Below are 11,143 nucleotides of genomic sequence, written 5' to 3'. Positions count from 1 at the left end.
GTGACTGACACACCGCATTCGCGAGCAAGCCCGCTCCCACATTTGGATTTCCTGCAGATCCAGAATATTCATCGTCCTGTAACCCCCACGCCGCCAAACCGTCATCCCCTGCGCCCATCCTGTACTCCCCGTACTCGCATTGGGAGACTCAACATGGCCCGGCAATACGAAGACAGCAGCACCGTCAAAACCCGTCGTCAGCAGGAAGACCAGCGCCGTATGGCGTTTCGTCGTGCAATCGAAGACCGTTGCGAAGAGCGCCAACTGCTCCAGAGCATCAGTGACTACCCGGAACTCCATTGGCAGGCGCCCGTGGCTGCCCAGCGAAACGCTCAGCCAACGCGCTGATCTGCACCCGTTCGCTGCGGATAAAGCCCAGGAACGCATGGGCCACCGGTGACAGGCGCTTCGCCTTGGCCTGCACCAGGCACCAACTGCGGTACAGCGGCAGCTCTTCCACCGGCAGCTCCTTGAGCCCGCCGGTGGCCAGTTCCAGGTTGACCGCGTGGCGCGTCAGCAAGGCCACGCCCAGCCCGGCGTTCACGCACTCACGCTGCGCCTCGGCCGAGGCCACTTCCACCGTCTGGGTGAAGTGCACGCGTTTTTCCTTGAAGTATTCCTCGCACGCCAGCCGCGTGCCGGAACCCGGTTCGCGCAGCAGCAGCGTGTAAGGCTCCAGGTCTTGCAGGCGCAGCGGGCCCTGCAGGCTCAAAGGATGGTCCGGCGGCGCGACGGCGACGATCGGGTTGTTGAGGAACGGCAGGAATTCCAGGCCCATGTCCTGGGGCACCATCGACATGATCACCAGGTCATCACGGTTGTCCGACAGCCGGCGAATCACTTGGGCGCGGTTGACCACCGTCAGGTGCAACTGCACTTCCGGGTGCTGGCGCTTGAAGGCGGCGAACAGGTGCGGCACGAAGTACTTGGCGCTGGATTCCACCGCCAGCTTCAACTGGCCCTGCAGCGATCCCTGCATGTCCGAGAGCTGCATATCGAGGTTTTCCAGGCGCCCGAAGATATCGCGGCTGGCCCGTTGCAAGGCTTCGGCGGCCTCGGTCATGTAGAGCTTTTTGCCCACGTAATCAAATAACGGCTGGCCGATCAGCTCTTCCAACTGGCGAATTTGTAGGCTAACGGCCGGTTGTGTGAGAGACATTTCCTCGGCAGCGCGGCTGTAGGAACGCAAATCACAGACTTCATTGAAAATCTGCAACTGACGCAATGTCATACGCATCAATGACTTACGCATTAATAAATCCCTTTTTCCGACCGCCGTGGCGCCAACTATAAGTCTTTACTTATACACAACCCAATAATTATTGATTTTTGTTAATCCTCCGGTGCGCATAGTGTGTGTCTCGCGACTGTCATGAAACATTTGGTCACGCGCCGACCCGGATCCAAGGGGTCGTAGAACGCAGCAATCGGCTCAAGGGAATTTCCAAGTGATAAAAAAGATCCTGATCGCCAACCGTGGTGAAATTGCCGTACGAATCGTGCGTGCCTGCGCCGAGATGGGCATTCGCTCGGTCGCGGTTTTTTCCGACGCCGACCGCCACGCGCTGCACGTCAAACGTGCCGACGAAGCCCACAGCATTGGCGCCGAGCCCCTGGCCGGTTACCTGAACCCGCGCAAGCTGGTGAACCTGGCCGTGGAAACCGGTTGTGACGCGCTGCACCCTGGCTATGGCTTCCTGTCTGAAAACGCCGAACTGGCAGACATCTGCGCCGAACGCGGGATCAAATTCATCGGCCCGTCAGCCGAAGTGATTCGCCGCATGGGCGACAAGACCGAAGCGCGCCGCAGCATGATCAAGGCGGGCGTGCCGGTCACGCCGGGCACCGAAGGCAACGTTGCCGACATCGCCGAAGCCCTCACCGAAGGTGACCGCATTGGTTACCCGGTAATGCTCAAGGCCACCTCCGGCGGCGGCGGGCGCGGCATTCGTCGCTGCAACAGCCGTGAAGAACTCGAACAAGCCTTCCCCCGCGTCATCTCCGAGGCCACCAAGGCCTTTGGTTCGGCGGAAGTGTTCCTGGAAAAATGCATCGTCAATCCCAAGCACATCGAGGCGCAGATCCTCGGTGACAGCTTCGGCAACGTGGTGCATTTGTTCGAGCGCGACTGCTCGATCCAGCGCCGTAACCAAAAGCTCATCGAAATCGCCCCAAGCCCGCAGCTGACCCCTGAACAGCGCGCCTACATCGGCGACCTGTCGGTGCGCGCGGCCAAGGCCGTGGGCTACGAGAACGCCGGCACCGTGGAGTTCCTGCTCGCCGAGGGCGAGGTGTACTTCATGGAGATGAACACCCGCGTGCAGGTGGAACACACCATCACCGAGGAAATCACCGGCATCGACATCGTGCGTGAGCAGATTCGCATTGCGTCGGGCCTGCCACTGTCGGTGAAACAGGAAGACATTCAGCACCGTGGTTTTGCGTTGCAGTTCCGTATCAACGCCGAAGACCCGAAGAACAACTTCCTGCCGAGCTTCGGCAAGATCACCCGTTACTACGCGCCCGGCGGCCCCGGCGTGCGTACCGACACAGCGATCTACACCGGCTATACCATCCCGCCGTTCTACGACTCCATGTGCCTGAAACTGGTGGTGTGGGCGTTGACCTGGGAAGAAGCCATGGACCGTGGCCTGCGTGCCCTGGACGACATGCGCCTGCAAGGCGTGAAGACCACCGCCGCCTATTACCAGGAAATCCTGCGTAACCCGGAATTCCGCAGCGGCCAGTTCAACACCAGCTTTGTTGAAGCTCACCCTGAACTGACCAACTACTCGATCAAGCGCAAACCCGAAGAGCTGGCCCTGGCCATCGCCGCCGCCATCGCCGCCCACGCAGGCCTGTGAGGAATATAAGAATGAGCAAGAAGATCTTTGTCACCGACACCATCCTGCGCGACGCTCACCAATCGTTGCTGGCGACCCGCATGCGCACCGACGACATGCTGCCGATCTGCGACAAGCTCGACAAAGTCGGCTACTGGTCCCTGGAAGTCTGGGGCGGCGCGACCTTCGACGCCTGCGTACGCTTCCTGAAAGAAGACCCGTGGGAGCGCCTGCGCAAACTGCGCGCCGCGTTGCCTAACACTCGCCTGCAAATGCTGCTGCGCGGCCAGAACCTGCTGGGCTACCGCCATTACAGCGACGACGTGGTGCGCGCGTTCGTGGCCAAGGCAGCGGTGAATGGCATTGACGTGTTCCGCATCTTCGACGCGATGAACGACGTGCGTAACCTGCGCGTGGCCATCGAAGCGGTCAAAGCGGCTGGCAAACACGCCCAAGGCACCATCGCCTACACCACCAGCCCGGTGCACACCGTCGAAGCCTTTGTGGCCCAGGCCAAGCATCTGGAATCCATGGGCTGCGACTCGATCGCGATCAAAGACATGGCCGGCCTGCTGACGCCGTACGCCACTGGCGAGCTGGTCAAGGCGCTGAAAGCCGAGCAGAGCCTGCCGATCTTTATCCACTCGCATGACACCGCGGGCCTGGCCGCGATGTGCCAACTCAAGGCCATCGAAAACGGCGCCGATCACATCGACACCGCCATTTCCAGCTTCGCCTGGGGCACCAGCCACCCGGGCACCGAGTCGATGGTCGCGGCGCTTAAAGGCAGCGAATTCGACACCGGCCTGAGCCTTGAGCTGCTGCAGGAAATCGGCCTGTACTTCTACGCCGTGCGCAAGAAATACCACCAGTTCGAGAGCGAATTCACCGCCGTCGACACCCGCGTGCAAGTCAACCAGGTACCGGGCGGGATGATTTCCAACCTGGCCAACCAGCTCAAAGAGCAGGGCGCACTCAACCGCATGAGCGAAGTGCTGGCCGAAATCCCGCGCGTGCGTGAAGACCTCGGCTTCCCGCCGCTGGTCACTCCGACGTCGCAGATCGTCGGCACGCAGGCGTTCTTCAACGTGCTGGCCGGCGAGCGCTACAAGACCATCACCAACGAAGTGAAGCTCTACCTGCAAGGCGGTTACGGCAAGGCGCCGGGCGTGGTGAACGAGAAACTGCGCCGCCAGGCCATTGGCAGCGAAGAAGTGATCGACGTGCGCCCGGCCGACCTGCTCAAGCCGGAAATGACCAAGCTGCGTGGCGAAATCGGCGCGTTGGCCAAGTCCGAAGAAGACGTGCTGACCTACGCCATGTTCCCGGACATTGGCCGCAAGTTCCTTGAAGAGCGCGACGCCGGCACCCTGGCGCCGGAAGTGCTGTTGCCGATCCCTGAAGCTGGCGGCGTGGCGCGTGCCGGTGGCGAAGGCGTGCCGACCGAGTTCGTCATCGACGTGCACGGCGAAAGCTACCGCGTAGACATCACCGGTGTCGGCGTGAAAGCCGAAGGCAAGCGTCACTTCTACCTGTCCATCGACGGCATGCCGGAAGAAGTGGTGTTCGAACCGCTCAACGAGTTTGTCAGCAGCGGCGGCAGCAAGCGCAAGCACGCCACCGAGCCGGGCCATGTCAGCACGGCGATGCCGGGCAATATCGTCGACGTGCTGGTCAAGGAAGGTGACGTGGTCAAGGCCGGTCAGGCCGTGCTGATTACCGAAGCCATGAAGATGGAAACCGAAGTGCAGGCAGCAATTGCCGGCAAGGTGACCGTTGTTCACGTGGCCAAGGGCGACCGGGTCAACCCTGGCGAAATCCTGATTGAAATCGAAGGCTGATCCAGCCTTCGACACTACCGCTTAATCCTCGGGGGGGCAGGTGCCCTCCTTTTTTTTGCCTGCGATTTGGCGCGGTTAAAACTGCATCTGCCACTGCCCCGTCAGGCCATGGCTGCTGCTGTGGGAGCCTTTTTCAGCGGTGTAGGCCAGGCCAAGGCTGTGTTCTGTCGACAGCGCCAAATCCAGCCCGGCGTGCAGGTTCAAGCTGTTGCGGTCCAGCGCGGTGCCGTTGATGGTGAAGTCGCCCGTGCGCAGCGCCGCCTGGCTGAAGGATTGACGCACCTCACTGCCGACGTCGCCGTACAGGTGTTTCCAACCCGTGCTCACATGGGGTGTGAGGCTCATCCGATTGTCGAACCGGTACACCGTGGCCAGGCGCAGGCCAAAGGTGCTGCTCAGGTTTTGCTGGGTTTGCGCGCCGACGTTCAGTGCGCTCAACCCGCCCTTTTCCTTGAAACTGTCGCGGTGGTAGCGCTGGTAACCCAGGCCGACAAAGGGTTCCACGCTGAGGTCGGCGCTGCCGAGTTGATAAGCCAGCTCTGAAAACAGGGTTTGGCGAGTGGCGTCATAACTGCCTTTGAGCGAGTCCTTGTAACTGAAGGCCTGGACGCCGCGTTTGGTCTGCCCGCCATGGCTGCTGTAGATCGCGCCCAGACGCAGGGCCAGCGGGCCGTCCTGGCGCACGGCATAACCGCCCAGGTGCCAGCTGTCCAACTCGGCGGCGAAGCGTTTGGCGTCCAGGCGGCTGGTGGATTTTGCGCCCATCACACCCACTCGCCAGGCCGGGTCCAGCGCCCAGTCCGCGCCCAGCAGCACGCCTTGGGTGGCATATTTGAGGCCGGCGCTGGCGCCTTGCTTATCGAGGCTGCCGTCGTTCCCCAGGCCTTGCACCCAAACGCGGCCATCGTCGTCGCTGGGCAGTGTGCGCAGGGTCGAGAGCAATTGGTGACCGATTTGCTCAGTGGCATTTTGGGTCGCAGCCGCCAGGTTGGCGTTTTGACTGCCCGCCAGTTGTTCGAGCACCGCGCCAAACCCGCCGGGTTGTCGGGCAATTCCGTCACTGAGCTTTTCCAGGGCCTTGATCTGTTCGGAGGTCAACTCGCCGGATTGCAGCCTGCGCCGCAGCGCTGGGTCGAGCGCCAGGGCAGCCTGTTTGCCGTTACGTGTGCTCGCCTGTCGACTCAGGTAGTTGTCGAAGGGCTCGGCTTGGGCAACGGGCTCGTAAAACCAATGGTCGTAGGGCAAATCCAGGTCGAACTGAAAAGGCACGCTTGCCTGGGCAAGTTGAGCGCAGGCTACGCCGACAGCGAGGGTGATAGCGCGTGCAAGGAGCGGGGCTGAAAAGGGCATGAAGTCGCGACCTCTGATGAATGAGGCCGGGAATTTAGCGAGATGGCGGGCCGATAACTGTCAGGCTATCGACCCCTGGTGTGCGGGAGTTGTCCTTAGTGCGCAGCGATTAAAAACTCATCTGCCACTGGCCGATCAGTGCGTGGTTGCGGCTGTTGCTGCCAATCTCGCCGGTATAGCCAAGCCCCAGGCTGTGGCGGGCTGACAAGCCGACATCCAGCCCGGCTTCGAGTAACAGGCTGTTGCGGTCCAGGGCGCTGCCTTCGACGTTGAACGCCGTGCCACCGGCCAGGAAAGCCTGGCGCGTGCTGCTGTCGACATCGCCGTAGGTGTGCTTCCAGCCGGCGCTGACCCGTGGCGTGAGGCTGACGCCGTTGTCCAGTTGGCTCAGGTGCGCCAGGCGCAGGCCGAAGGTGCTGCTGACGTTATCCTGGGTCTGGCCGTCGACATGCAGCGCGGCGGCGCCGCCTTTTTCGGTGTAGCTGTCACGCTGATAGCGCTGGTAGCCGAGGTTGGCAAACGGTTCGGCACTCAGGCGGCCGCTGCCCAGGGCGTAGCCCAGTTCGGCGAAAGCCTGCTGGCTGTTTGCGTCATAGTCGCCTTTGGGGCGGTCACTGAAACCATTGAAGGCGACTGTGCGTTTGCTGTCGCCCTGGTGCCCGCTGTAGGCCGCGCCCAGGCGCAGGGCCAGTGGCCCGCTTTGGCGCAGGGCGTAGATGCCGGCGTGCCAGCTGTCGACGCTGCCGTCGACGCCGGTGGTGTCCAGGTCGGTCTTCGAATAACCGCCCAGTACGCCCACGCGCCACGCGCTGTCGAGGGCCCAGTCGGCGCCGAGCACGGTGCCTTTGGTGCGTTGGGTCAGGCCGTTGCTGCCATGGTCGCCGTCGAGCTTGCCGTAACTGCCGATGCCTTGCAGCCACAGGCGGCCACGCGCGTTGGGGTCGTTGAGGTTGCGCGCGGCGCTGGGCACGCCGGTGGCGGCGAGTACGGGCGTGTCTTTCTGATCAAGGCCGACCAGCAAGCCTGCGCCGCCGCCCAGTTGATGCATCGCCGCGAGCATGCTGTTGCCCACTTGGGCGCTGGCGCCGAGGGTGGCGCTGGTGAGGTTGGCGGTGCTGCTGCCCGCCAGTTGCTCGATGGCCGCGCCTGCCGTGGCGTTTGTGGTGTTGAGCAGGGCGTTATACAGCACGTTGTTTTTGCCCAGGCTCGCCAGGCTGTTGGCGGCGTTGCTGCCGTTGCCGGTGCTGGCGAACTGATTGAAGTTGATGTCGTTGCGCGTGTACGTCAGGCCGACTTGGGTGGGGCTGTAATCCAGGGTTGGCGTGAGGAATGCGTAATCGCTGGTGACGTTGCCGAAGGTGCCGTTGATGCTGCCCGCTTGCAGCACGGTGTAATGGCTCTGCCACGGGTAAGTGCCAGTGCCTGGGTTGACGGCCAAGGTGGCGCCATTGAGGTAGGCGGTACCGCCGACCTGGACCGGCGCGCTGCTGCCGTCGGCGTTCACGCCATAGGCGAGGGTCGCGCCGCTGCCCATGGTCAGGTCGCGGGTGATGGTGGCGGTGCCCAAGGCGGTGCTGGTCTGCAACGTGCCGTTGACCACCAGGCTGCCCACCGAGCCGCCACCGGCATAAATACCGCCGGCGTCGACGCTGACATTCCCCGCGATGCCACCCTGGTTGATTAGCGTGGCGCCGCTGAAAATCTCGCCGCCGTCGCTGAAATCGCCGTTGCTGGTGAGGGTCCAGGTGCCTTGCTTCACGTCCAGCCATTCGAAGTTGCGGCTATTGCCGAAACTGCCGCCGGCCGGGTCGTCCATGGTCACCCGGTCATACCCTGCGCCGCCGTCCGCCAGGCCGACAAAGCGGCTGCCGCTGAGCAACACCAGTTTGTCGTCGCCACCGCCCAAATCCAGGGCCAGGCCGTTGCTGCCACTGATGGTGCCGCCGTTGATCACGGTGTCGGCAAAGTTGCCGACGAACTTCACGCCAAAACCATTCAAGCCCTGAAGGGTGCCGTGGTTTTCCAGGGTCGTCGCGGCAACGCCTGGGCCGTCGCTGCCGTCGTCCACCAGCACGGCGTTATTGGCGCCGCTGACCAGCGCGCCGCGGGCGTTGTAGACGTAGCCACCGCCCAGGGCGATGCCTTCACTGCCGTTGGCGAAGCCGTTCTTGTCCACACCGCCGGCGCCGATGCCCTGGATGATTCCGTAGTTTTCGATGTGGGCGATCTTGTCGATGTCCACGCCGTCGCCATCACCGTCCGGTTGCAGCCCGGAAAACGCGCCGGTGATGGTGCCGTGGTTGATCACCGTGCCGTCGCCGTCGGAGCCGAAGCCCGAGCCGTTGCGACCAATCACCGTGCCGTAGTTGGTCAGCGTGGCGCCCAAGTCAGTGGTGATGCCGTGGCGGCCACCGGAAATCAGGCCGTAGTTGGTCACCGTCACGCCGGTGGCCGAGTCGATATCAACGCCGTCGAACTTGTCGTCGCGGGAGAACGTGTCGCCGGTGGAAATCTCGCCATAGTTAGTGAGGGTGGCGTTGCCGCCGGTCTTCATGCCGTCGCTGGCATCACCGCGAATCAGCCCGCCTGCGCGGTTGATGATAGTGGTGGTGACGTTGCTGCTGCGGATCGCATCCAGGTCCAGCCCTTGGCCGGTAGCGGAGCGGATGGTGCCGCTGTTGTCGATCAGCAACGTACCGCTGGCAAAGTTGCTGTTGATGCGCAGCGCGTCATTGGCGCCCTGAATCACGCCACCGGCAAGGTTGTAAATCTTGTAGTCGCGCCCGCCGGTTATCGTGCCCGAACTGTCGATGCCACGCCCGCCGCTGGAGATCAGTTTGCCCGCGTTGGTGATCACCACGCCTGCGCCGCTGGTGCCATCCTTCAAGGTCACCGCCACGCCAGGCGTGGTAATGCTGCCCGGCGCCGAGGTGGTCAACGCATCATTGCCGCCCAGGGTTTGCCCGGTGGTGGTGGGGGTGTCGATCTGCAGGTTTTTCGCGGGCGCAGGTGCCGCTTCGACGAAGCCGCTGCCAGCCAATAAAGTGATGGCGAGCGCGAGGCGATGGGGAGACGGGGGCATGGTGGGCGACCTTGTTATGGGAAACGAGTCGACCTGTATAGCGGAGGGGGATTGCAGGAATGTGTCGGTGGCGTGACATCGGCCATATCTGCATTTTATTGCACAAAGCCTTTAGTTTTTATTCGGAATATGCACTATATTGCAGTTTATAAAGATGCGGACGCGTTAAAACTGCACTATATTGCAATTTGGAAACCCTTTTATTGCTTATGAGTGCATTAGATTGCAGGTGAGAGCCATGGTCAGCCTGACGCTACAACTCTACACCGAGGGAAAATGGCAGGACGCCATGCTCCTGACATTTGACACGCCGCAGTCGGGTTTCGAAAGTCGATGCAATTTTGGGTATGACCAACGCTATCTGGTGAACCACCTTGATGAACTGGCAACGCCCTTTGCCACGTCCGTGAGCGCCAGATTCCCTCTGCAATGGGAAGGGGGCAGATCCCGGAATGCTCCCGCTTTCGTGCATGACATCGCACCGGCCGGTGCTGCCAAGCGTTTTTTGATGGCACGGATTGGCCGAGAAAAACCGGATGACATCAGTGCAGACCTTTTTCTACTGATGCGCAGTACGCCTGCCCCCATTGGCCATATGCGGATCAAAGAGTCGGTAGAAGCTTTGGATGGTCAGCGTCCTTTAGGGTTTGAGCGTCAGGAAGTCATTCAGCGAGATAACCGCTTCCTCGAATATGCCTATGAACAAGGCGCAGCCATCGGTGGGGCCACGGGGGCTGGTGGCGAAGCGCCGAAGCTACTGCTGACGGAAAACCAGGACGGTTTGTTGTTTCCGGATGCGATCCTCAATGACGCGCAGGTCAAGCAGCACTGGTTTGTGAAGTTTGCGCGCAACAAAGGCACGCAGACTGATCAGGACATTCTGCGTAGCGAATACCACTACTACAAAGCCTTGCAGACCTTGGGCATTGAAACGGTCGCGGCGTCAGGCTTGGCTCTGGAAGAGGCGAGCAAGCCCAGTGTGTGGATGCAACGTTTTGATCGAAGTGTCACTGCGCAGGGGGTCGAGCGTTATGCCGTCGAATCGATCTATTCATTGGGGGGCATCACGGTACCCGGCAGTGCCATGGGACATCGTGAAGTGGTGCAATTGCTCGCCGACTTTTGGCGCAAGGCTGGCCAATCCGATGCTGTGCCTGCGTTGGTCGCTGACTACCTCAGGCGTGATCTGTTAAACAAAATCCTCGGTAACTCGGATAACCACGGTCGGAATACTTCAATTATCCGAGAAGCGAACGCCGTGCGCCTTGCCCCAATCTACGACTTGGCACCTATGGTGATGGATGACGAGGGGATCACACGTAGCACCAAATGGCCTAGAGAGCTGGAGCGGGCGGGCGAGGTGGATTGGCGGGGGGTGTGCAATTCGCTGGGTGACCTGGTTGACAGCAAAGCGCTGTTCGATGGTCTCCGGGAGACCGCCCAGCAACTGTCCGCCTTGCCTGAAATCCTCAGCGCCAGTGGCTTGCCTGCCGTGACAATGAACCACCCTGGAATTGCCTTGAAAAACTTGCCATACCGCCTGAGAGAGTGGGGACTGAAATGAGCCTGACCGTCGAAGAACGAACCCTGCTGATCGAAAGCATTCAGGATGCCTTGGCCGACGGTTCACTGGAGATCGCCGAAGCGGTACGTCGCCTGCGCACCGAAGTCACCGGCTTGCATCAAAGCCAGTTCGCCAAAATGTGCAAAATTTCAGTGCGCACCCTCGTGCATATCGAGCATGGCGAAGGGAATCAGACGCTGAAATCCTTGAATGCGGTGTTCGGGCCATTTGGTTTGAAGATGGGAGTGGTGAAGGTTCGCAGAAATTTGTAGGAAAAGGATTTTTCAGGGTTTCAGATGTGGTCAGGCATATCCAGTCATAGCGGGTGCCTTACCGGTTCGGCGGTCGTCGATGCATCTTTACTGCACAACGGTTGCGACGCCTTGAAGGCGTTGGGCTGGAAAGTCGGTAAAGGCGGCTGAGCGCACAGCCCTAAATCGCTGAAGATCTAAAACTGTGGGAG

8 protein-coding genes are annotated in these 11,143 nt (G+C 61.3%); 5 read left to right on the top strand and 3 right to left on the bottom strand.

The annotated features are described in order from the left end of the window. Positions 1-153: 153 nt before the first annotated feature. Complete coding sequence (locus WBB95_RS21010) at positions 154-348, top strand: PA3496 family putative envelope integrity protein (protein ID WP_424489325.1); 195 nt, start codon at positions 154-156, stop codon at positions 346-348. Here the strand turns inward: WBB95_RS21010 and WBB95_RS21005 are convergent. Beyond that, positions 278-1,252 carry a LysR family transcriptional regulator gene (locus WBB95_RS21005; protein WP_424489324.1) on the bottom strand — a complete coding sequence of 325 codons (975 nt, stop codon included), beginning with the start codon at positions 1,250-1,252 and terminating at the stop codon, positions 278-280. The genes WBB95_RS21010 and WBB95_RS21005 overlap by 71 nt on opposite strands. Before the next feature lie 196 nt (positions 1,253-1,448). Here WBB95_RS21005 and WBB95_RS21000 point away from each other — a divergent pair, with 196 nt between their 5' ends. Together WBB95_RS21000 and oadA are read left to right on the top strand one after the other, a co-directional pair. Beyond that, positions 1,449-2,864, top strand: coding sequence for an acetyl-CoA carboxylase biotin carboxylase subunit (locus WBB95_RS21000; RefSeq protein ID WP_078739853.1), 1,416 nt, complete (start codon positions 1,449-1,451; stop codon positions 2,862-2,864). Positions 2,865-2,875: 11 nt separating this feature from the next. After that, a complete protein-coding gene (gene oadA, locus WBB95_RS20995) occupies positions 2,876-4,684 on the top strand; it encodes a sodium-extruding oxaloacetate decarboxylase subunit alpha (protein ID WP_424489323.1) in 1,809 nt (602 codons plus the stop codon). A 75-nt stretch (positions 4,685-4,759) separates the two neighbouring features. Here the strand turns inward: oadA and WBB95_RS20990 are convergent, their stop codons facing one another. After that, on the bottom strand, positions 4,760-6,034 hold the full coding sequence (locus tag WBB95_RS20990) for an autotransporter outer membrane beta-barrel domain-containing protein (RefSeq protein WP_424489322.1): 1,275 nt from the start codon (positions 6,032-6,034) through the stop codon (positions 4,760-4,762). Between the two features lie 109 nt (positions 6,035-6,143). Further along, positions 6,144-9,116, bottom strand: coding sequence for an autotransporter outer membrane beta-barrel domain-containing protein (locus tag WBB95_RS20985; protein WP_424489321.1), 2,973 nt, complete (start codon positions 9,114-9,116; stop codon positions 6,144-6,146). Positions 9,117-9,354: 238 nt separating this feature from the next. On the opposite strand from WBB95_RS20985, the gene WBB95_RS20980 reads away from it, so the two are divergent. After that, positions 9,355-10,680 carry a type II toxin-antitoxin system HipA family toxin gene (locus WBB95_RS20980; protein WP_424489320.1) on the top strand — a complete coding sequence of 442 codons (1,326 nt, stop codon included), beginning with the start codon at positions 9,355-9,357 and terminating at the stop codon, positions 10,678-10,680. Further along, positions 10,677-10,952 carry a helix-turn-helix domain-containing protein gene (locus tag WBB95_RS20975; protein WP_424489319.1) on the top strand — a complete coding sequence of 92 codons (276 nt, stop codon included), beginning with the start codon at positions 10,677-10,679 and terminating at the stop codon, positions 10,950-10,952. The genes WBB95_RS20980 and WBB95_RS20975 overlap by 4 nt, the downstream gene beginning before the upstream one ends. Positions 10,953-11,143: the final 191 nt, after the last annotated feature.

The organism is Pseudomonas sp., from assembly GCF_049645325.1.
Lineage (GTDB): Bacteria > Pseudomonadota > Gammaproteobacteria > Pseudomonadales > Pseudomonadaceae > Aquipseudomonas.
Note: the sequence above shows the minus strand (reverse complement) of the source record. Positions and strands in the feature narration are given on the sequence as shown.

Bases quoted from the DNA above. Each gene is read 5' to 3' on its own strand.
- WBB95_RS21010 (WP_424489325.1), top strand. From the start codon at position 154: ATGGCCCGGCAATACGAAGACAGCAGCACCGTCAAAACCCGTCGTCAG.
- WBB95_RS21005 (WP_424489324.1), bottom strand. From the start codon at position 1,252: ATGCGTAAGTCATTGATGCGTATGACATTGCGTCAGTTGCAGATTTTC.
- oadA (WP_424489323.1), top strand. From the start codon at position 2,876: ATGAGCAAGAAGATCTTTGTCACCGACACCATCCTGCGCGACGCTCAC.
- WBB95_RS20990 (WP_424489322.1), bottom strand. From the start codon at position 6,034: ATGCCCTTTTCAGCCCCGCTCCTTGCACGCGCTATCACCCTCGCTGTC.
- WBB95_RS20985 (WP_424489321.1), bottom strand. From the start codon at position 9,116: ATGCCCCCGTCTCCCCATCGCCTCGCGCTCGCCATCACTTTATTGGCT.
- WBB95_RS20980 (WP_424489320.1), top strand. From the start codon at position 9,355: ATGGTCAGCCTGACGCTACAACTCTACACCGAGGGAAAATGGCAGGAC.
- WBB95_RS20975 (WP_424489319.1), top strand. From the start codon at position 10,677: ATGAGCCTGACCGTCGAAGAACGAACCCTGCTGATCGAAAGCATTCAG.